Source organism: Neobacillus sp. plas4 (assembly GCF_057221695.1).
Window position 1 is genome coordinate 3178253 of sequence record NZ_CM170152.1, and the last position, 19913, is coordinate 3198165.

Genomic DNA, 19913 nt, shown 5'->3' on the forward strand with positions numbered 1-19913 from the left:
TCGACATAATCAGGTTGTATTTATTGTCAATCATTTACTCATTTTTACTCATCTATATAAGTTATAAGGAATTAGGTCGAATTGGTGGGTTCAACGTCGTTAATTATTAATTTTGTCCGATATCGGAGAATGATACAATGAGGGCAATATAAGTCTTACATATAGGTAAATTTAAATCTCTTGTCCTAAAGGAGATGCCAATGATGAAAAAACAATGTATTGCCATGTTGTTAGCAGGTGGGAAAGGGTCGCGGTTAAAAGAATTAACGAGTAATTTAGCAAAACCAGTTGTCCCGTTTGGAGGAAAATACCGAATTATTGACTTTGCACTAAGTAATTGTAAAAATTCTAGCATTGATACCGTAGGAATCCTTACTAACTACCAGCATCAAACGTTATCCAAGTATATTGGAAATGGGGAAAAGTGGGGGCTTAATCGATATTTGGGAGGTGTAGCAATCCTTCAGCCTGTACAAAATGAAGGAGAAGAAAAAATTTTCGAAGGGACCGCACATGCTGTATATGAAAACCTTCGTTATATAGAAAGTCAGTACCCAGAATATGTACTCATTCTTTCTGGGGATCACATCTATAAAATGGATTACAGCAAGCTCATCAACGAGCATAAACAATCTGGTGCGGATGCAACGATTTCTGTTATCAATGTTCCTTGGAGTGAAGCAAGCCGTTTCGGTATCATAAATATGGAGCCAGAATCAAAAAGAATCATCGATTTTGAGGAAAAACCAGAAAAACCAAAATCTAATCTTGTCTCTATGGGAATCTATTTGTTTAATTGGGCTATATTAAAAAAATACCTTGAAAAAGAAGAAAAGAATCCCTTTTCTTCAAAAGACTTTGGTAAGGATATCATCCCAGCTATGTTACGAGATAGCTGCCATATCCATGAGTATTGTTTCAGTGGGTATTGGAAAGATGTTGGGACAGTCGAGAGCTTTTGGGAAGCGAATATGGATCTATTGTCGGCACGGACAAATCCGATACTAGTAAATGAGGAATGGAAAATTTATACCTCTGGACTGCCTCAGCCGCCTATGTATCTTGATGAAGAAGGGTCCATGCATAAATCAATCATTAGTGAGGGCTGTGTTGTGTTTGGAAGAGTTGACAATTCTGTTCTCTTTAATGGTGTCCGAATTGCAAAAGGGGCTAAAATCAAAGATTCTGTTATACTGCCAAATACCATCATAGGTGAAAATGCAGTTATCAATCGTGCCGTGATCGGTAGAGGTTGTGTAATAGAGGCAAATGCTAAAATAGGGGACTCTGCCCCGTTCAGTGATATTACCTTAATTGGAGATCATCAAACCATTCAAAAAAATCATCCTATAGAAAAAATGTTTAAATAATTCTAATAAGAAGCAAAAAAGCTAATCTTGTCTGATTAGCTTTTTTGAAGGATCTTTTCTAAAACTACTGGAGGTTATTATATTCTTCCTTAATCTTTTCTCCTGTATGGTCAAACTGTTCTCCCCAATGGTCATTTTTAGTTGTAAAAATGACTTCGCCATCTTTATCAATCATCCCATATCCTCTATAGGCTACATCACCATTTTTCATGCCCATGAAATCAATTAATTCGAGTTCTGGATCAGAAACGAATGGGAGGCTTTGACCAAAAGCTTCTGTTAACTGATTATATAATTCAAGCTGTTCATCGGGAGAATCATTGCTAACAATATACATATCTGCATCTAGGTCTTTTAATTCATCCAAATTTTCATGCAACTGAACCAGTTGCTGCTGGCAAAGTCCTCAGGTATAGGTGGTAATAAAAAAGAAGACTGTTGGTTTTTCTGAAGGAAACGTTACTTCCTTTTGATCCTGGTTTAGTAATGTCAATGGTTCGTTAAGTGTCTTTTGTCCACAAGCAGATAATACAAGAACCGCTAGAAGGAATAAGACAAGAATTCTTGGTTTCATCTTGAACTCCTTTTATTTTTTGAATATGAATAAAAATCAATAAGTTTATTGTAGTGTAAACAGTACTATCTAGCAAATAATTCAGCTTATTCTTGTCAAAAAATAAAACCAGATTGGAATGTCCATTCTGGTTTTTACTCACTTATTTTTTCTCAGCAAGCCAAGATGCAACTGCATCAGCATCTTCACCTTTAAGAAGTCCCCCAGGCATACCGCCTTGTCCCTTTAAAATAATTTGTTCGATTTCATCTTTAGAGTACTTTGAGCCAATCTTATCAAGATCCGGTGCTCCGCCGCTGACTAAGTCACCACCATGACATGAAGAACAGCTTTGTTGAAATAAAGCATCTCCATCACCTGCGTCAGCTGTTTGTTCATGTTCATCTGTAGTTTGTTCCTGAGTATTATTTGTGTCTTCTTTTGTTTCATCATTCCCACCGCCACAAGCAGTAATAAAGCCAAGAAATGCAACACATATGATTCCATAAAGCCATTTTTTCATCATATTCACCTCCAACTACCAACTACTAGTAGGTTTTCAAATATCGCTTCTAAATATTCGAATGAATACCTATAAAATCGCTATAAAAACAAAAAAGCTGTCGAAATGCTTTCGACAGCTTTTACCGTTTGATTTTTTTACTTTCATCCCAATACCTGACACTTTCCGTCTTGCCAGTTGGTTCTCTTTTGGCCACATTACCTTCTCCATCGTAAAATACTTCGTATTCCTGATAAATTTCAACGTAATATCCGTCCATTTTTTCAACACTGTCCAGCCTATTTTCCAAAACCGGTATTTCGGTTGAAGGCTTTATTTCTACCGGCTGTGCCACTGCTGGTTCACTGGTTGAATAGGAATAGCCACTATGAATAAAGGAATAGGGTGAATCAAGATAGGCTACCAAAGCAACAAGTATACACAGGATTATAAACGTTGTGAAATGAGAGAGCAGTTTCATTTATCTCGACTCCTTTAACAATACATCCTCGTAACCTATCTTATGCATGTCCTTTTAACATATGCTAGTTTGTTTTTAAGATTAAATCCTTTGAACGATAAAATTGATAAAGAACTAAAGCCAGAATCGAAATGATTGCACCTGATATATAGGGTAATCCAATCGATAGCGAGAATAACCAGCCTCCTAATGGAGGACCAATAATTCTTCCTAATGAATCAAAGGAAGAAAGCAGACCTGTGGCACTTCCATGTCCAGCATCTGTTGTTTTCGTAAGCAGGGAAGAGACACTTGGACGAATGACGCCGTTACCGATACCAAAAATAGATAAAAATATTGCTGCCGTTGCAAAACTGTCTACAAGCAGGATTAAACCGAAACCTATCGCGGATACAATGATTCCGCCTTGTATAACTTTCCCTTCACCATATTTCTTTGTTAACTTTCCAACCAAACCGCCTTGTACTAACGCACCTGCAAAGCCCATGATCATAAAAATATACCCTAGCTGAGTGGCTCCTAAGCCAGCTTTTTTGGCAGCAAAATAAGCAAATGTTGCTTCAAGACCAGACAGTGATAAAGAAATCAATAGCTGTAATAAGAACAATACGGCCGCAGGTCCTGAAAATGCTTTCCATCTCGATGAAATTTTACTTTGCTGAATCTCTTGATTATTTGTTTGTAAAGATTCTTTTAATAGAAAGAAAATGATCACTAATGTGATTAACGAAGAAGCTCCAGCTAAATAGAAAGGCATGCTCATGCTTGCTTTTGAAAATATACCGCCAATCGCTGGTCCAAATACAAATCCTAAACCAACTGCCGCTCCAATAATTCCCATACCTTTTCCACGATTTTCTGGGGTTGTTATATCTGCGACATAAGCCATTGCGGTTGGCATATTAGCAGAAGAAAGAATTCCACCGATAATTCGGGCCGCAAACAACATCCAAAGTTCAGTAGACATTGCTTGAATAAAAAATGATAAGGATAATCCGGCAATACCAATCATCATGATTGGTTTACGTCCAATCCGATCAGACAATTTACCCCAAAATGGCGCAAAGATCAGTTGCATTAATGAATAAACGCCCATTAGTAATCCTAGCTGTGTAGGGGAGGCACCCATTTCTTCAGCATAAAAAGGAAGAACGGGAATGATAATCCCAAAACCTATCATGACTAAAAACATCACTAAAAATAAAATAGGTAAAGCTCTCTTTGTTTCCAATAACTCCAACTCCTAAATAATTTAAACAGATCAAATCTCTATGTCTCGGTTGATACAAATTTTGACCGCTATGCTTAGGATAATAGAAAACATGAAATGAATACAAGTATTTCAAGTTTTATTTATATATTATTTTACAAACCTCAAAGATTTTTTAAAATAGCGGGTCCATCACTCAGATAGCAATCATATATCAGCTGCTAGCAAATGTGTAGCAGGGAGGGTGACAGATAAAAAAAGAGCACACACCCTTTGAATGGATATGTACTCTCTATTTAACTGCCTTTCGAGTTGTTTCAGACGCAAGGTCTGCAAGGATAACGAGGATCATATAACAAAGTAACAGTAACGTGATTTGAGTATAATCAAAATAGCTCATTGCGAGTTTAAAATCCATCCCCAGCCCGCCTGCACCAACAAACCCAACAACGATTGTAGTTCTCATAATCACTTCCCAGCGATATAAAATATATGTGAGAAATCTTGGGAGAACAATCGGCAGTATTCCATAAAACATAATTTCGATTTTTGAAGCACCAGATGTGGATAAATTTCGGATTGGCCTAGGGTCCATATCCTCAATTACTTCTGCCCAAAGCTTTCCTAAAATACCAAAGTTATGAAGAGCAAGAGCTAAAGCACCAGGCAAAATGCCAGGTTTAAAAATAAAAATGATCATCATCGCCCAAACGAGTTCTGGAACCGCTCTAGAAAATATATATGTCAGTCGAATAAAGCCGAAAAGAATCCAATTCAACCAACTTTTTTTCAAAGTAAGACCGCCATTCGCGATGTTTCTTGCTGCAGGAATAACGGTAATAAAGGCAACAACAGTTGCAAATCCTATTGCCATAATACTCATTTCAAGCGTTTCTAACGTTAACTTTAAGGCCGCAGTCCAACTCTCACCATTAAGAAAAGCTGGATTTTCTTGATCGACACCAAAGAGTCCGCCGAAAAACTTTTTTGCATACTCCAAATTTCTTTCAGATAATAGCTCAAATAAATTAGCTTTTTCCGCCAAAGTAATATACACCCACGAACTAACGATTAAAACTAAGGAAAACAGAACGGATAACCAGCCAGTTCCAAAACCTTTTCGCCTTTTATGATCGGTTAATCCTCCACGAACAAAGTTGCTCCAGCTATCTACAAAAATAACGAGGGCAATGAGAAAAAAAACATATGTCCATACGGAATTATATTTCAAGTCCGCAAGAGCTAATTGGATTTGGAAACCTAATCCCCCAAGACCAACAAAGCTCATAATCGCTGAAGATCGAATCGCACATTCAAACCTGTACATCGTGTAACTAATGAAATCAGCCCAGACCAATGGCAGGTAACCATAAATCAATGTCTGGAGGCGAGAGGACCCTGCAGATTTAAGTGCCATAATGGGTTGTTCTGGGACATCTGTTAACATATCTGCAAATATCCGTCCGAGAATCCCGCCATAAGGGATTGCAAGAGCAAAGATTGCAGCAAAAGGGGAAAGACCCACCGCAGCAACAAAAAGCCATGCCCAGATTAATTCATGAATCGAGCGAGTAAAACCTAGAATTCCTCTAAATACCACTTTCGAGAATATTCTAGAAAACTTACTGGAGGTTAATGTCCCTGATGCAAGGACACCAGCAATAAATGCATAGATAATGGCTAACGACATCCCTGCAACTGCATATGCGAGAGTTATCCATGCAGATTCCAAACCAACCAATAAGATGCCAGGATCTAAATTTGGCTGGATCAATCCTTCCACTATTTGCAGCATGGTTGGAATCCCGCCGGCATGGTATAGCTCAGCGTTCCAACGAACCGAGGAAAGACTCCAAATAAAAATGAAAAGTAACAGTAATGTAAGGATGAATCTTTTATGAAGCCGAAGAGAGGGGATAAGTTTCATCATCTTATACCTGCTCCTTCAATCGGTATAATTCATTTAAAAGTTCATCGGTTACTTTTTCCGTTGGCAAATCAAAAAATATCTCCCCATTTTTGAGTGAGATGATTCTAGTAAAGTATTTACGGGCGTATTCTACAGAATGCAAGCTTGCCAATAATGTTTGTTTTTCCTCTGTAACGATGTTGGTCAACATCGCCAGCACATCATCTGCCCGAGCGGGATCAAGAGAAGCGACTGGTTCATCTGCTAGAATAATCTCCGGTTTTTGCACCAATAATCTAGCCATTGCAACACGCTGTTGTTCTCCACCTGAAAGTGTCGCTGTAATTTCATATGCTTTATCTTTCAGTCCAACTCGTTCTAGTGCTCTAATCGCCACTTCTTTTTCTTGTGGAATGAGCAGAGAAAAGATTGATTTGATAAATCCCCACTCAGATAATTTACCTGCCAGAACATTATGAATCACGGCCAGAGGACCAATTAAATCGAATTGCTGGCGAATGACGCCTATCTTTTTAGCAAATCGTCTGCCGCGTTTATAGGTGCCCAGAGGCTGACTATCAATCATGAGCTCTCCGCTGTGCAGCGGAACAAGGCCGGCAATTGAGTTTAAAAGGGTTGTTTTTCCAGCACCACTAGGACCAATTAAGGCAACCAATTCACCTTTTTTAATAGAAAAAGAAAGGGAAGATAGGGCTATCTTCCGCTCAAACTGTTTTGTGATATTTTTCGCTTCAATTATAGTTTTTGAAGACATGTAACAACACCTACTACTTAATTATCTCTAATTCTTTTGCTACTGTTTCAATTTTTTCATAGTTATCATTCTTTGTTTCGATAAACTTGTCTGTTTGGAATAAATCAGCAATTTCTTTTGAATCGCCGGGCATTGAAAGAAGCGAGTCTTTTATTTTTTGCTTAGATCCTTTTCCGAACACTTCTTCAACATTACTATTGATTGTCCAGTTATAGTCGTAATAATCTGGAGTAGTGTAGAAAACCTTTACTTTGCTAGAGTCTACTTTGCCTTCTTTTACTGCAGCTTCCCAAACGGATATATTTAACGCACCTGCTTGGAAAGAACCAGATTCAACTAACTTATACGTTGTATCATGGGAGCCTGAGAAATTTGGCTTTCCATTAAAGTCTGTATTCGGATCAATGCCTTCTTCAGATAAGAAATAACGCGGCATTAAATGTCCTGATGTCGAGCTTTCACTGCCAAAAGTAAAAGATTTTCCTTTTAAATCAGCTAGTGTGTTAATTCCTGAGCCTTCTTGGGTAATAAATACAGATTTGAATTCTGCGTCACGTGGACGTTGAACAATCGACTCAGCATCTGGCACAAGGTTCCTAGCTTGAACACTTGTTAAGCCGCCAAACCATGCTAAATGGATTTCTCCGCGCTGAAAACCTGTAACTAATGCTGCATAATCAACGGAAGGGACAAATTCAACCTTCATTCCTGTTTCTTCACTTAATTGCTTAGCGACCGCGTCCATTCCTGTTTGAAGGAATGCTGCATTTTGATCGGGAATCGCACCGATTTTAAATACTTCTTCTGTTTTTGTTTCTTTACTTTCTTTCTTTCCTTCTGTTGCTTTATCATCATTTTGCCCACAAGCTGCTAATGTAAGTACGAGCATAAACAAAATAATTCCTGATACCCATTTTTTCATAAAACGATCCACCTCATAATGTTTGTTGTTTAACACAGTAGTTTTGTCCTTGCCATTATGATTATAATGAATTGATTATCTCTATTAAATTCATTTTATCTATATAACGTATTGATACTTATCGGAATTACCGATAAGAAAATATGGATCAGATAGTAATCCTTAAGAATAAACACTAAACTCCTGCCTTTTACGCAGGAATTTTGTTTTTTTATGCGATGACCGTTTGTGATCATTCTCCGACATTCCAAACTTTTTGTTAATCAATCTTAAATCACCATATAATACGTACTTAAATACATCTCTTGAAATCGGTATACTAATAGAGAGGTCAAGAAATTAAAAGGATAGAAGGGATTTAAAATGAAAACCGACGTTTATTGGACAAAATTGGATTATGGAAATTGGGAACTATATATGGCAGCAACTTCTAAGGGACTTTGTTATGTAGGTTCACAAGGTAAAGCTTTTGAGGAATTGGAAGAATGGGTTCAAAAGCGATATCCCGGAAGGAAACTGATCAAAAATGACGAGGCCATGCAGTCTTATGTGGTGGAGTTTATTGAATTTTTTCAAGGAAAACGAGATTCTTTTTCAATACCTCAGGATTTAAAAGGAACACCGTTTCAAACTGAGGTATGGAATGCATTGTGTTCCATTCCATATGGAGAAACGTGGACCTATTCGGATATAGCAAACGCTATACAAAGACCTGCTGCGGTTCGTGCAGTAGGTACAGCTATCGGGGCAAATCCAAATCTATTAATTGTACCTTGTCATCGAGTGATCGGAAAGAATGGAAAACTAACCGGGTTTCGCGGTGGATTGGATATGAAGTCAGCGCTTTTGCAGCTGGAGCAGGGAAACATTGGAAATGAAAAATAATAAGAGAGAACAAAAACGGTTTAGAAGCTCTAGAAAAAGGAATGATATTCTTAGGATACTTTTTATTAAGAAGAAGAGGTGAGCTTTATGGAAGAAATCCAGGAAGTTAGATTTTGTGAAAATTGCAGTAGAGAAACTGTCCATATGGTAAGAGAAGATCCACTGGAAATAGAGTATATCTGTAAGGAATGTAATGACCACCAAGAAATGTTTAAATCATTTTTCTAAATTGAAGAGTTTCGGTTGACCATTAACCAGATCTTGTACAAAATTTGGACGACTATTGTATGAACCCTAACCACATCCTTACATATCATAGCAGTAACATAAAGGAGGGGGTACATTGGTGACGAACCCTAATAATGTTTCGATCGGGACAATTTCTGGCGGTATTGTTAACTTTGGCGGTGCGGTTTACATTTCACCCATCTCCATCACCAAAACAAACTCTAGCTCTGGTGAGGATAATACAAGTCCGACTCCTGAAAATGAGTTAATGGTGAATTTCCAAAAGCGCTGCTAAGTGAGCACCGCTTTATTTTTTGTGGAAGAGCACGAGGTTTTTTAGCGAGTTTAATCAAAAAATTACCCCGTAAATGCTAGATTGGTGTCTAACCTATACGGGGCATTTTATCGGTTTGGGGATTACCTGATTTTTATTGGATCATTTTTAATCAGCACTTTGACTAATTGTTTTTTGAGCTTTTACAGGTCTCGCTACATTAAACACAATATTTAAGAAGATAGCCGTTAAGCTTCCAGCAACAATCCCGTTATTGGTTAGGATTTTAACGCTTTCTGGCAATTGTGCAAATAAATCTGGGACAGCTGTCACTCCAAGACCCATTCCAACTGAACAAGCTATAATTAAAAGATTTTCCTGAGAAGCAAATTCTACTTTACTTAACATTTTGATACCGTACGCGATTACCATTCCAAACATTGCCACCATCGCCCCGCCTAATACAGGAGTTGGAATAACAGTTGTTAAGGCACCTATTTTAGGTACAAATCCTAAAATGACTAACATCGCACCCATAGTATAGATAACATTTTTCGTTTTTACACCTGAAAGCTGTACTAGACCGACATTTTGAGAATAGGTGGTATAAGGGAAAGCATTAAAGACTGCACCCAACATAATTGCTAGACCTTCTGCACGATAACCTTTCGCTAGATCAATTTCCTTAAGTTTTCTGCCAGTGATATCACTGAGGGCAAAATACACACCTGTGGATTCTACTAAACTTACAATTGCAACTAAAGTCATAGTAATAACAGGTGTCCATTCAAAGGTTGGAGTACCGAAATAAAAAGGCTTAACCATATGGAACCATGAAGCCTCCCCAACGGCTGCAAAGTTTACCTTGCCCATCAATGTAGCTACAATTGTCCCACCAGCGAGACCTAATAGAATCGCAACGGAACGAATAAATCCTTTTGCAAAACGATAGAGAAGAATAATGAAAAATAAAGTTCCAAATGCTAGACTGATATTTGATAAGGAGCCAAAATCAGGGCTTCCTTGACCGCCGGCAATGTTGTTCATAGCCACAGGAATTAGCGTAATACCAATAATTGTAACGACAGATCCTGTAACGACAGGAGGGAAGAACTTTATTAATTTACTAAAGAATTGTGCAATGACAATGACGATTAATCCAGATACAAGAATCGAACCGTAAATGGCTGAAATACCATATTCACCGCCAATGGCGATCATCGGACCAACCGCAGTAAACGTACAACCTAAGACGATTGGTAAACCGATTCCGAAAAAGCGATTTTGCCAAACTTGTAGAATTGTCGCAATTCCACACATTAAAATATCTATGGAAACCAAATAGGTCAATTGCTCACCTGTCAGATTTAATGCACCGCCTACGATAAGCGGTACGATTACAGCTCCTGCATACATTGCTAACACATGTTGAATACCCAGTGAGGCAATTTTAAAAGGATGTTGTTTCATTGGATGACTTCCTCCATTTTATCAGTAATAAATGTTACTTCTCCATTAGAAAGAGAAGCGATTCTTGCTAATGACTCAACTCTTAAACCTTGCTCTTTTAATATTTGAGCACCAGGCTGAAAGGATTTTTCAATAACAATTCCAATGCCGGCAACAGACGCGCCAGCATTGTGGACCATCTCAACTAAGGCAAGAGCAGCCTGACCATTTGCAAGGAAATCATCAATTATAAGAACTTTATCATTTTTCTTTACATATTTTCTTGCGATTGCAAGTTCATTTGTTTCATTTTTTGTAAATGAATGGACTCTTGCGGTCAGCAAATCATCTGTCAACGTAAGAGATTTTCTTTTTCTCGCAAAAATCACCGGGACATTCATATATAAACCAGCCATAACAGCAGGGGCAATACCTGAAGACTCGATGGTAACGATTTTCGTAATTCCTTCACCAGCAAAACGCTGAGCAAATTCTTTGCCAACTTCATTCATTAAATTGGCATCTATTTGGTGATTTAAGAATGAATCCACCTTTAATACATTTTCATTTAGGACTTTGCCGTCCTTTCTAATCTTCTCTTCTAATAATCTCATTGTTTGACCCCCTCGGAAAAATAAAAAACCCAAATGCTATTGCTCACATCAGTTTTTGAGTGAGGCAATGCATTTGGGCTTATAGACCAATAATGGAACGCTTAAAAAAGCTCCATTTACATTACCCACTCATAGTCAGATTGTTAACGGCAATCTGGTAGAAACTTGCAGGCCATATTCCTGCGATTATATGAGTGAAGCCTTATTGAATTCATTCACATTATAAACATGATGGAAACGGAAATCAATACGTTTTTTCTCAAAAGACGAACAATATGATATTTTTAAAAACCTTCGTTCGTATTAGAAAAACGCTTTCTTAATAATGATAATTGGCCTCACTCCATGATTGAATAACCATTCATTATCAGTTACTATATAAATAGAAGTTTAATTCAGAAAATTCTAAACCAAGGAGTGTAAATGTATATGAAAAAAACAATCCCTGAAAATTGGTGGAACCAGCTACAACTGCCAGTTATCGCAGCACCAATGTTTTTAGTGTCCGGTCCAGAACTTGTAAAAAATTGCTGCTTGAATGGTGTAATTGGATCTTTCCCAGCCCCAAATGCAAGACCGATTGAGGTCCTTGATCAATGGATGGGTCACTTAAATGAGGAATTAGCAGAAGCTAAGGCAGCAGAGCCTGACCGTAAAATCGCACCATGGGCCATGAATATAGTTGTACATAGTACCTATAGCCGTCTTAAGGACGAGCTTGAGTTACTAAAAAAACACAAGCCGCAATTGGTGATTACTTCATTAGGTAGTCCAAAACAAGTAGTGGAGATTGTACATGAGTATGGGGGCTTGGTTTTCTCCGACGTAAGCAATTTAAAATTTGCTCAGAAAGCTGCAGAAGCAGGGGTTGACGGGTTAATTTTAGTAGCAAGTGGTGCAGGTGGACACTCAGGTCAGATTAATAGCTTTGCATTCGTGGATATGGTTCGATCTTTCTGGGATGGGATTATTGTGCTTGCAGGATCTATTTCTACTGGTAAAGGGATATTAGCCGCACAAGCAGCAGGTGCTGACCTTGCCTATATGGGAACAAGATTTATCGTTGCAACGGAAAGTATGGCACAAGATGATTATCGTGAAATGCTCGTCACTTCTACTCAAGAAGATATACTTTTAACGGATGCTTTTTCCGGAGTACGAGCAAACATGCTCATTCCTAGTATTGTAAAAGCTGGTCTTGATCCAGAAAAGTTGGTTAAAAAAGAAAAAGTTGACTTTAATGACATGGCGGGTAAATCCGATGTGAAAGCCTGGCGCGATATTTGGTCCGCTGGGCACGGTGTAGGTGCTATAGATAAAATCGAGTCTGCCGCTGATATCATAAACCGATTAGAGAGCGAATACTTAGAGGCACTGGAAAATGTGAACAAATCCTCTGCAAAATTAAGTGGAATAAAAGTGAAGTAACCATGTATACAATCGTTAAAAAGAACCTGTCCCAATTTGGGCAGGTTCTTTCTTTGTAATCCATAATACCTTTTCAGCTCCCTTTGCAATATATCCAATTGTACAACCTATAAATACAAAAAAAATTTTATCAAAAATGTCCATTTGGAACGAACATTCTTAAATGAAATATGATAAAGTATAGTAAAGAAACACTTTCATACCAAGGTTAAAGGGTTTTTAAATTGTCCACCTGGAGCGGACAATTGTTTTTCCGAAACCGACAATAAGGGGGAATAAATATGTCCAGTAAAATGTTGGAGCAATTTTTAAACGAGAATCTAGAAGATTTAAAAAGTAAAGGTCTCTATAATGTCATCGATCCATTAGAAAGCCCTAACGGCCCAATTATTACAATAAATGGTCAACAACTCGTAAATCTTTCATCCAATAATTATTTAGGATTAGCGACCGATGAACGATTAAAGAAAGCTGCAGCGGAGGCACTTGAAACATATGGAGTAGGTGCAGGGGCAGTAAGAACGATTAACGGAACACTTAAACTCCACGTAGAATTAGAAGAGAAATTAGCTGAGTTTAAACATACGGAAGCAGCAATCGCTTATCAATCTGGGTTTAATTGTAATATGGCTGCCATTTCGGCTGTAATGGATAAAAACGACGCAATTTTATCCGATGAATTAAACCATGCTTCCATTATTGATGGCTGCCGCCTGTCTAAAGCAAAAATAATTCGAGTCAATCATTCAGATATGGAGGACTTACGTAACAAAGTGAAAGAAGCAAAGGCATCGGGTCAATACAATAAAATTATGGTCATTACTGATGGTGTCTTCTCCATGGATGGAGATATCGCGCTACTTCCAGAAATCGTAAAAATTGCCGAAGAATTTGATCTCATTACATATGTAGACGATGCACATGGCTCTGGGGTTCTTGGTGACGGTGCGGGTACGGTTAAACATTTCGGCCTTTCTGACAAAATTGACTTTCAAATTGGAACTCTTTCAAAAGCGATTGGTGTCGTAGGTGGATATGTTGCAGGGAGAAAGAATTTAATTGATTGGTTAAAAGTACGCAGTCGTCCGTTCCTTTTTTCTACTTCCTTAACACCAGCGGATGTAGCGGCAAGTAAAAGATCAATTGAAATCTTAATGGAAAGCACCGAACTAAATCAAAAGCTTTGGGAAAATGGGGATTACTTAAAAAAGGGCTTGAAGGATTTAGGTTTTAATATAGGAAACAGTGAGACACCGATCACACCATGTATTATTGGAGACGAAGCATTAGCACAGCAATTTAGCAAACGGTTGAATGAGGAGGGCGTCTATGCAAAGGCAATTGTTTTCCCAACTGTTCCGAAGGGAACTGGACGTGTCCGCAACATGCCAACTGCAGCACACACAAAAGAAATGCTTGACCAGGCAATTGCTGTTTACGAGAAAGTCGGCAGGGAAATGAGCATTATTTAATTGTAGAAACCCTTCGATGGGCGGGGGTTTACATGACATATGTTAAGGGGACGGAGAAGAATGAAACGAATTTTAATTACAGGTGCATTAGGACAAATCGGTTCTGAGCTTACGATGAAGTTGCGGGAAACGTATGGTACAGACAATGTAATCGCTACTGATATTAAGAAGAACGAAAGTGAAGCGGCACAAAGCGGGCCATTTGAAATCGTGGATGTTACCGACCTCAACAAGATGGGGGAAGTAGCAAAAAAATATAAAGTAGATACTGTGATGCATTTGGCGGCACTTCTGTCTGCTACTGCCGAGGCAAGACCTGTTCTAGCTTGGAATTTAAATATGGGTGGATTAATGAATGCATTAGAAACAGCTAGAGAGTTGAATGCACAATTTTTCACGCCTAGTTCAATCGGCGCATTTGGACCGTCTACACCAAAAAATAGTACACCCCAAGATACCATTATGCGGCCCACGACCATGTATGGTGTAAATAAAGTAGCAGGGGAGCTATTAAGCGATTACTATTATCATAAATTTGGAGTCGATACACGGGGATTACGTTTTCCAGGGTTGATTTCATATGTCGCCTTGCCTGGCGGGGGTACCACAGACTATGCTGTAGAGATTTTCTACGGAGCTATCACAAATGGTCTGTATACTTCCTATATCGATAAGGGGACGTACATGGACATGATGTATATGCCAGATGCCCTTAATGCGATTATCGATTTGATGGAGGCAGACCCATGCAGGCTGATACACCGGAATTCGTTCAATGTTACCGCAATGAGTTTTGACCCAGAAGAACTTGCAAATGAAATTAGAAAACATATACCGCACTTTGTACTAAGATATAATGTCGACCCGGTCCGCCAAAAAATAGCCGACAGCTGGCCTAATTCTATCGATGCCATCACTGCAGAAGAAGAGTGGGGCTTTACATTTAAATATGACTTAGCAAAAATGACAGAAGATATGATTTATAGACTTACACATAAATTAACTGCAAACAAAACTAAAGCCAATTAGTTGCGTTTGTAAAAAAGATGACCTAAATCGATTTTGGGTCATCTTTTTATTTGTGATTTTAGGTAATAAAATATATGTTTTTTTGTAGAAGCTGTTCGGTTTTTTGTAAAAACTGTACCCATCAGGAGCAAAAAATTTGTTCTGATTCCCGAAAAAACACAAATGAAAACAGCGAGGCAAATACCACGCTGTTATCTTTTTGCATAGATCAATTTGTCTTTCTTCTCAGTAACCCTGCCAACGACAGCAGCATGGTGTTTCCCAGCGGCACGGAGGTTGTCCACATATTGAACAGCTTCTTCTTCACTAATTGAAATCAGAAGTCCTCCTGAAGTAATCGCATCACATATCACTAGCTGCTCCTCATTGGAAAGATCTTCATACGAGACATCATCTAGTAACCATTTGTGATTTGATTTGGATCCTCCTGGAACCACTCCGTCCCTGGCTAACTCTAATGCCCCCTCGAGGATCGGAACCTTAGAGTAGCAGATTTCAAAGCTGACATTACTTCCGCGTGCCATTTCACTGCTATGTCCCAACAATCCAAATCCAGTTACATCGGTTACTGCGTGTGGTTGATAGTTTGTCAACAATTCAGCTGCTGTTTTATTTAATTCAGCCATTGTATCCGTTACCGTTTGTTCTTGTTGTGGTGTAACGACACTTCGTTTAATCCCTGTCGTGATAATCCCTACTCCAATTGGCTTTGTTAACACCAAAACATCACCCGGTTTTGCTCCAACATTCTTCCAAACCTTCTCTGGATGAACAATTCCCGTAACGGATAGACCAAATTTAGGTTCTTGGTCATCGATAGAATGACCCCCAACCGTTAATGCTCCGGCTTCCTTAACTTTATCTGCAGCGCCACGAAGAATATCTGAAAGTATCTCTGCACCGAGCTTCTTGATTGGATAAGCGACAATATTTAAAACCGTTTTCGGTTCTCCACCCATTGCATAAACATCGCTTAAAGCATTTGCTGCTGTTATTTGTCCAAACATATATGGGTCGTCTACGATTGGCGTAAAGAAATCGACCGTTTGAATAAGGGCAATTGAGTCAGTTAACTGATAAACACCCGCATCATCTGATGTTTCATGTCCCACTAATAGTTCTGGAACTTGTTCTTGTTTTGGTAAATGACGCAACACTTGCGCCAGGTCCTCAGGACCAATTTTGCAGCCTCAACCAGCTTTCGTTGATAAAGAAGTTAGGCGTATTTTCTCTTGCTCGCTCAATAGATCCACCTCCATTAATTAGTATAACTTATAATTTATGAAACCGCACATACTAGGGAAGCAAAAGATTTGCTTGAACAATTGCAGTAAGTTAAAATGTTTTTACTATACCGATGTAGGTAATTAGATTTAGGGGAATAATGGAGGATCAAAAATGAACGTTTATCAAATAACCGTTGAATTTTGCATGCAATGAAACTACGCACCAAAGGCCGCGAGTTTCGCGGAAGAGCTATTTACACACTTTAACCGCAAGATAGGAAAAATGGAATTGATCCCAGTTTCTGGTGGAGCATTTGAAGTAACACTCAATGGAGAGAAGATCTATTCCAAGCTTGATACTGGAGTATTTCCAGACACAGAGGATATCATTAATATCATTTCACAAAAATAAAAACACCCTCATATCAGAGATTGGTATGAGGGTGTTTCGTTCCAATAATTGTATTATGTTAATTTGATGATAAAAAAATAATGCCGTAAGTTTTACTTAGGGCAATGTTATATAGCAACTTTTTCCTAATCCTTTTTCAGTTTTTGATATCAAAACCTCTAATATTCCATTTATATAGTTTGCCGTTACTTTCTGATTGATCACTTCAAAGGGGAATTGAACCGTGCGAACTCTTTTTTGTACATTAGAGGGTGGGGAAGACTTTGCAGCTGTAATAACAAGATTTTTATCTTCTATAAACACCTTAATTTCCGAACTTGTATACTCGTTAAGTAATGCCTCTACAATCCACTCTTGATCCGTTTCGTAGAGATCAATTCGAAATTGTATCAAGTCATCTTGTGTAGTTAAAGGATCAAGGCAATAGTTTTCCAACCACTTTTCCACAAGTTCAAAATCAATAGGCTGATCATTTTTTTTGGATTTCATAACTATCCCCCTTGCTCGATGTATTTTATTCATTCAGATTAAAAAGGTGTAATGTTATAATAGGAATAAATAGGAACCGTAAAGGAGTTTTTTTGGTGAAAGAATGGCTACGCTCAATTCCGGCAGTTCATGAACTTCAAAATCATGAACAGTTTGAAGTTCTTCTTAGGAACAATCAACTAGATGTTTCACAGTTAACCAAACAGGTAAAAGAAGCAATTGACCAAATACGGTCATCAATTGTAAAGGATAACTGGAATGGATCCATTCCAGGGACAAATCAGTTTATAGATGAAATCTTTCAGCTAGTAGGTGAAAACGTAAAGAATCAATTTTCTTTTACGATTGAAAGAGTGATTAATGCAACAGGAACCATCCTTCATACAAATCTAGGTAGAGCAAGACTCAGCGACAATGCGATCCAACATGTCGTGGAAACTGCGCAAAATTACTCAAACCTTGAATATAGGCTGCAAGAAGGAGAGCGAGGGTCAAGACATAGTCATGTAGAAAACCTTATTAAAGAAATTACTGGTGCAGAAGCTGCCATGGTTGTGAATAATAATGCAGCAGCCGTCTATCTTGTATTAAGAGCGCTTGCAGAAAATAAAGAAGTTATTGTTTCACGTGGTCAGCTGGTAGAAATCGGCGGCTCTTTCCGTATTTCTTCTATTATGGAAGAAAGCGGAGCAAAATTAGTCGAAGTTGGAACTACAAATAAAACTCATTTATATGATTATGAAAAAGCTCTTAATCCTGAAACGGCTATTGTCATGAAAGTACATACAAGTAATTTTAAAGTAATAGGTTTTACGAAATCTGTGGAAACGGAAGAGCTTATCGGGTTGACACAACAAACTGAAAACGTTATTTTTTACGAAGACCTTGGAAGTGGTGCACTTTTTGATTTTAGAAAACACGGAATCGGAGATGAACCGGTTGTAAGAGAGGTCATTGAAATGGGTGCGGATATTGTAACCTTTAGTGGCGACAAACTGTTAGGAGGACCTCAAGCAGGAATTATTGCTGGGAAAAAGAAGATTATTGACGTTCTAAAAAAACATCAATTAGCACGTGTGGTCAGGGTAGATAAAATGACATTAGCAGCACTAGAAGGCACGCTAATTGATTATGCACGAGGGGAAATGGGAGTTAAAAACATACCCACAATTCGTGACTTATTAATTTCTACTGTTGAATTAGACGAAAGAACGAAGACTTTTGTTACAAACTTGTTACAAGGAACAGATCATTTTGAAGCAAAAATTTCCCCTGGTACAAGTCAAGTAGGCGGCGGAACGATGCCTGACGTACTACTTCCAACTAGGGTCATTTCACTTAAACATCATTCACTTACAGCGGAACAAGTCGGCAGGAAACTAAGGATTGAAAATAAACCTGCTATTGTTGGACGAATTCAAAAAGATGAATATATCATTGATTTAAGAACCGTCACTAAGGAAGAAGAGCAGCTATTACTGCAAGCCTTACTTCAATTATAAAAGCAACCCCCTCTGCGGTCTAGAGGGGGTTAGAACTATTTTTTTGTGCCTATTTTTGTTTACATATCATGATGTGACTTACTTTTTTGACGTGTATGGTTACGGTTCTTTACTTTTTTTGAACCGCTTAAAGGTTCAGGCTGACCAGATGTCTTTGGCTGGTTTCTTCGCATATCCTTGCCGTCGTTTTTGTTCACCATTTTCATCCCTCCTCCTATATTGTTAGGATGCAATGCTGAGGACTTTTTATGCTGAATAATTTGTTTGGGTGCTGTGCAATTTAACGGTATAGAAAACAGAGGGGAGTGAAACAGTCAATGCCAGAAATTGATCGATTTCCGTATAACAAGGATAAACAGCAGGCTTTTCAGGCAGCCCAACAGGGGTATGAAGAAGCCCAAGGACTTGCTGCCACTATTATTAGCGACAGTGCAAGCTATGGACATCAGTTAAAGCATTTAAAGGAAGAAGTAAATGAAGCATATCAGCAAATTGAAAATGCCCTAGAAGTAGCTTCAGAACACCAACGGGCTCACTTGAACGATTTCAACAAGATTTACAAACAATCATTGCTGAAGTTAATCTTCCAGAATAAGGACATCATGAAAAAGCAGGGGATACCCTGCTTTTAGTGTGAATCCAGCTGCTGCAACTAGTGACACAGTATACTTCGCGAAATAGGGGCTTATCTTTTTATAATTACTGATTCTTTTTACGTTTCTTATTGTTCATTTTTTCTTTTATTGTTAATGGTTCGTTCGACATTTCCTCATTATATCCCGCACCCATTCCCTGTCCTTTTGCAGCATTAGCACCTGGGATTACATGATTTGATTTTCTTCTTTGCAACGTAATCACCTCCTAAAAGAATTCTGTAGAATTCTCTTTAATAATGTTAATATTTCCTTTTAAACTTAAATAATGACAACAAATAAGTTTTTTGAGATAATAAATAAGACGACAAATTCTAATCTTTATGATTATTCAGTTTACGTTCTTCCAATATTTATCTAAATATTTTGAACATTATACGTAAAAATCATAAGAAAAACTTATCAATCACAATAACTTTCTTGTTATTTACATAGATTGAAGGTTGTATTAAGATTAGAATTGTGAGAAAAGTAGGGATGGATAGGAATATTCAAACTTTTCGACTTTTCGTTAATTTTAGCTAATGATG

General features: G+C 38.1%; 21 protein-coding genes, 3 pseudogenes and 1 riboswitch. Of the genes and pseudogenes, 10 read left to right on the top strand and 14 right to left on the bottom strand.

From position 1 onward, the window contains the following. Nucleotides 1–200: 200 nt before the first annotated feature. On the top strand, nt 201–1370 hold the full coding sequence (locus tag AC2TFD_RS15785) for a glucose-1-phosphate adenylyltransferase (protein ID WP_484673545.1): 1170 nt from the start codon (nt 201–203) through the stop codon (nt 1368–1370). 64 nt (nt 1371–1434) lie between these two features. Here the strand turns inward: AC2TFD_RS15785 and AC2TFD_RS15790 are convergent. The 8 genes and pseudogenes from AC2TFD_RS15790 to AC2TFD_RS15825 form a co-directional block, all read right to left on the bottom strand. Continuing rightward, nucleotides 1435–1761, bottom strand: a pseudogene (locus AC2TFD_RS15790) (redoxin domain-containing protein); the annotation flags it as partial. Nucleotides 1762–1776: 15 nt separating this feature from the next. Next, nucleotides 1777–1944 (bottom strand): lipoprotein, encoded by a 168-nt coding sequence (locus AC2TFD_RS15795; protein WP_335569405.1) that lies wholly within the window; start codon nt 1942–1944, stop codon nt 1777–1779. Between the two features lie 142 nt (nt 1945–2086). Further along, complete coding sequence (cccB, locus tag AC2TFD_RS15800) at nt 2087–2446, bottom strand: cytochrome c551 (RefSeq protein ID WP_484673546.1); 360 nt, start codon at nt 2444–2446, stop codon at nt 2087–2089. A 121-nt stretch (nt 2447–2567) separates the two neighbouring features. Then, the gene (locus tag AC2TFD_RS15805) at nt 2568–2906 is read right to left on the bottom strand and encodes a hypothetical protein (protein ID WP_484673547.1); all 339 of its coding nucleotides are present in this window, start codon (nt 2904–2906) and stop codon (nt 2568–2570) included. A gap of 64 nt (nt 2907–2970) precedes the next feature. Continuing rightward, nucleotides 2971–4137, bottom strand: coding sequence for an MFS transporter (locus AC2TFD_RS15810; RefSeq protein WP_484673548.1), 1167 nt, complete (start codon nt 4135–4137; stop codon nt 2971–2973). 271 nt (nt 4138–4408) lie between these two features. After that, nucleotides 4409–6046, bottom strand: a complete 1638-nt coding sequence (locus AC2TFD_RS15815) for a PhnE/PtxC family ABC transporter permease (RefSeq protein ID WP_484673549.1) — start codon at nt 6044–6046, stop codon at nt 4409–4411. A gap of 1 nt (nt 6047) precedes the next feature. Further along, nucleotides 6048–6800, bottom strand: a complete 753-nt coding sequence (locus tag AC2TFD_RS15820; RefSeq protein ID WP_335569400.1) for a phosphonate ABC transporter ATP-binding protein — start codon at nt 6798–6800, stop codon at nt 6048–6050. A gap of 13 nt (nt 6801–6813) precedes the next feature. Beyond that, nucleotides 6814–7722 carry a putative selenate ABC transporter substrate-binding protein gene (locus AC2TFD_RS15825; protein WP_484673550.1) on the bottom strand — a complete coding sequence of 303 codons (909 nt, stop codon included), beginning with the start codon at nt 7720–7722 and terminating at the stop codon, nt 6814–6816. 363 nt (nt 7723–8085) lie between these two features. On the opposite strand from AC2TFD_RS15825, the gene AC2TFD_RS15830 reads away from it, so the two are divergent. The 3 genes from AC2TFD_RS15830 to AC2TFD_RS15840 all read left to right on the top strand — a co-directional run bounded on the left by AC2TFD_RS15830 (nt 8086) and on the right by AC2TFD_RS15840 (nt 9130). After that, entirely contained in the window at nt 8086–8607 is a 522-nt protein-coding gene (locus AC2TFD_RS15830) for a methylated-DNA--[protein]-cysteine S-methyltransferase (RefSeq protein WP_484673551.1), read from the top strand. 87 nt (nt 8608–8694) lie between these two features. Then, nucleotides 8695–8835, top strand: a complete 141-nt coding sequence (locus AC2TFD_RS15835; protein ID WP_192652145.1) for a hypothetical protein — start codon at nt 8695–8697, stop codon at nt 8833–8835. 118 nt (nt 8836–8953) lie between these two features. Beyond that, nucleotides 8954–9130, top strand: a complete 177-nt coding sequence (locus AC2TFD_RS15840) for a spore germination protein (protein ID WP_335569397.1) — start codon at nt 8954–8956, stop codon at nt 9128–9130. A 147-nt stretch (nt 9131–9277) separates the two neighbouring features. Here the strand turns inward: AC2TFD_RS15840 and AC2TFD_RS15845 are convergent, their stop codons facing one another. Next, entirely contained in the window at nt 9278–10579 is a 1302-nt protein-coding gene (locus AC2TFD_RS15845; protein ID WP_484673552.1) for a nucleobase:cation symporter-2 family protein, read from the bottom strand. Next, a complete protein-coding gene (locus AC2TFD_RS15850) occupies nt 10576–11172 on the bottom strand; it encodes a xanthine phosphoribosyltransferase (RefSeq protein WP_335569395.1) in 597 nt (198 codons plus the stop codon). The genes AC2TFD_RS15845 and AC2TFD_RS15850 overlap by 4 nt, the downstream gene beginning before the upstream one ends. A 112-nt stretch (nt 11173–11284) precedes the next feature. Continuing rightward, a riboswitch (purine riboswitch) is annotated at nt 11285–11386 on the bottom strand. Nucleotides 11387–11601: 215 nt separating this feature from the next. On the opposite strand from AC2TFD_RS15850, the gene AC2TFD_RS15855 reads away from it, so the two are divergent. The 3 genes from AC2TFD_RS15855 (at nt 11602) to AC2TFD_RS15865 (ending at nt 15101) form a co-directional block, all read left to right on the top strand. Next, on the top strand, nt 11602–12600 hold the full coding sequence (locus tag AC2TFD_RS15855; protein WP_335569394.1) for an NAD(P)H-dependent flavin oxidoreductase: 999 nt from the start codon (nt 11602–11604) through the stop codon (nt 12598–12600). Between the two features lie 281 nt (nt 12601–12881). Then, the gene (locus AC2TFD_RS15860; RefSeq protein WP_484673553.1) at nt 12882–14072 is read left to right on the top strand and encodes a glycine C-acetyltransferase; all 1191 of its coding nucleotides are present in this window, start codon (nt 12882–12884) and stop codon (nt 14070–14072) included. A gap of 60 nt (nt 14073–14132) precedes the next feature. Beyond that, nucleotides 14133–15101 carry an L-threonine 3-dehydrogenase gene (locus AC2TFD_RS15865; RefSeq protein WP_484673554.1) on the top strand — a complete coding sequence of 323 codons (969 nt, stop codon included), beginning with the start codon at nt 14133–14135 and terminating at the stop codon, nt 15099–15101. 191 nt (nt 15102–15292) lie between these two features. On the opposite strand, the gene selD is transcribed toward AC2TFD_RS15865, so the two are convergent. Continuing rightward, a complete protein-coding gene (gene selD / locus AC2TFD_RS15870) occupies nt 15293–16360 on the bottom strand; it encodes a selenide, water dikinase SelD (RefSeq protein ID WP_484673555.1) in 1068 nt (355 codons plus the stop codon). Nucleotides 16361–16553: 193 nt separating this feature from the next. Between selD and AC2TFD_RS15875 the strand changes: the two are divergent. Then, a pseudogene (locus tag AC2TFD_RS15875) lies at nt 16554–16739 on the top strand (Rdx family protein); the annotation flags it as partial. A 96-nt stretch (nt 16740–16835) separates the two neighbouring features. On the opposite strand, the gene AC2TFD_RS15880 reads toward AC2TFD_RS15875, so the two are convergent. Next, complete coding sequence (locus tag AC2TFD_RS15880; RefSeq protein WP_335569390.1) at nt 16836–17228, bottom strand: Hsp20/alpha crystallin family protein; 393 nt, start codon at nt 17226–17228, stop codon at nt 16836–16838. A gap of 95 nt (nt 17229–17323) precedes the next feature. On the opposite strand from AC2TFD_RS15880, the gene selA reads away from it, so the two are divergent. After that, the gene (gene selA, locus AC2TFD_RS15885) at nt 17324–18730 is read left to right on the top strand and encodes an L-seryl-tRNA(Sec) selenium transferase (protein WP_484673556.1); all 1407 of its coding nucleotides are present in this window, start codon (nt 17324–17326) and stop codon (nt 18728–18730) included. A gap of 59 nt (nt 18731–18789) precedes the next feature. On the opposite strand, the gene AC2TFD_RS15890 is transcribed toward selA, so the two are convergent. Then, nucleotides 18790–18930 carry a small acid-soluble spore protein P gene (locus AC2TFD_RS15890; RefSeq protein WP_179595556.1) on the bottom strand — a complete coding sequence of 47 codons (141 nt, stop codon included), beginning with the start codon at nt 18928–18930 and terminating at the stop codon, nt 18790–18792. 117 nt (nt 18931–19047) lie between these two features. On the opposite strand from AC2TFD_RS15890, the pseudogene AC2TFD_RS15895 reads away from it, so the two are divergent. Beyond that, nucleotides 19048–19325: pseudogene (locus AC2TFD_RS15895) on the top strand (hypothetical protein). Between the two features lie 104 nt (nt 19326–19429). Here the strand turns inward: AC2TFD_RS15895 and sspO are convergent. Beyond that, entirely contained in the window at nt 19430–19579 is a 150-nt protein-coding gene (gene sspO, locus AC2TFD_RS15900) for a small acid-soluble spore protein O (RefSeq protein WP_132086590.1), read from the bottom strand. Nucleotides 19580–19913 lie beyond the last annotated feature (334 nt).

What these genes read in the sequence shown, in the direction of transcription:
- AC2TFD_RS15785 (WP_484673545.1), top strand. Translation starts at nt 201, where the DNA reads ATGATGAAAAAACAATGTATTGCCATGTTGTTAGCAGGTGGGAAAGGG.
- AC2TFD_RS15795 (WP_335569405.1), bottom strand. Translation starts at nt 1,944, where the DNA reads ATGAAACCAAGAATTCTTGTCTTATTCCTTCTAGCGGTTCTTGTATTA.
- cccB (WP_484673546.1), bottom strand. Translation starts at nt 2,446, where the DNA reads ATGAAAAAATGGCTTTATGGAATCATATGTGTTGCATTTCTTGGCTTT.
- AC2TFD_RS15805 (WP_484673547.1), bottom strand. Translation starts at nt 2,906, where the DNA reads ATGAAACTGCTCTCTCATTTCACAACGTTTATAATCCTGTGTATACTT.
- AC2TFD_RS15815 (WP_484673549.1), bottom strand. Translation starts at nt 6,046, where the DNA reads ATGATGAAACTTATCCCCTCTCTTCGGCTTCATAAAAGATTCATCCTT.
- AC2TFD_RS15820 (WP_335569400.1), bottom strand. Translation starts at nt 6,800, where the DNA reads ATGTCTTCAAAAACTATAATTGAAGCGAAAAATATCACAAAACAGTTT.
- AC2TFD_RS15825 (WP_484673550.1), bottom strand. Translation starts at nt 7,722, where the DNA reads ATGAAAAAATGGGTATCAGGAATTATTTTGTTTATGCTCGTACTTACA.
- AC2TFD_RS15830 (WP_484673551.1), top strand. Translation starts at nt 8,086, where the DNA reads ATGAAAACCGACGTTTATTGGACAAAATTGGATTATGGAAATTGGGAA.
- AC2TFD_RS15835 (WP_192652145.1), top strand. Translation starts at nt 8,695, where the DNA reads ATGGAAGAAATCCAGGAAGTTAGATTTTGTGAAAATTGCAGTAGAGAA.
- AC2TFD_RS15845 (WP_484673552.1), bottom strand. Translation starts at nt 10,579, where the DNA reads ATGAAACAACATCCTTTTAAAATTGCCTCACTGGGTATTCAACATGTG.
- AC2TFD_RS15850 (WP_335569395.1), bottom strand. Translation starts at nt 11,172, where the DNA reads ATGAGATTATTAGAAGAGAAGATTAGAAAGGACGGCAAAGTCCTAAAT.
- AC2TFD_RS15855 (WP_335569394.1), top strand. Translation starts at nt 11,602, where the DNA reads ATGAAAAAAACAATCCCTGAAAATTGGTGGAACCAGCTACAACTGCCA.
- AC2TFD_RS15860 (WP_484673553.1), top strand. Translation starts at nt 12,882, where the DNA reads ATGTCCAGTAAAATGTTGGAGCAATTTTTAAACGAGAATCTAGAAGAT.
- AC2TFD_RS15865 (WP_484673554.1), top strand. Translation starts at nt 14,133, where the DNA reads ATGAAACGAATTTTAATTACAGGTGCATTAGGACAAATCGGTTCTGAG.
- AC2TFD_RS15880 (WP_335569390.1), bottom strand. Translation starts at nt 17,228, where the DNA reads ATGAAATCCAAAAAAAATGATCAGCCTATTGATTTTGAACTTGTGGAA.
- AC2TFD_RS15890 (WP_179595556.1), bottom strand. Translation starts at nt 18,930, where the DNA reads ATGGTGAACAAAAACGACGGCAAGGATATGCGAAGAAACCAGCCAAAG.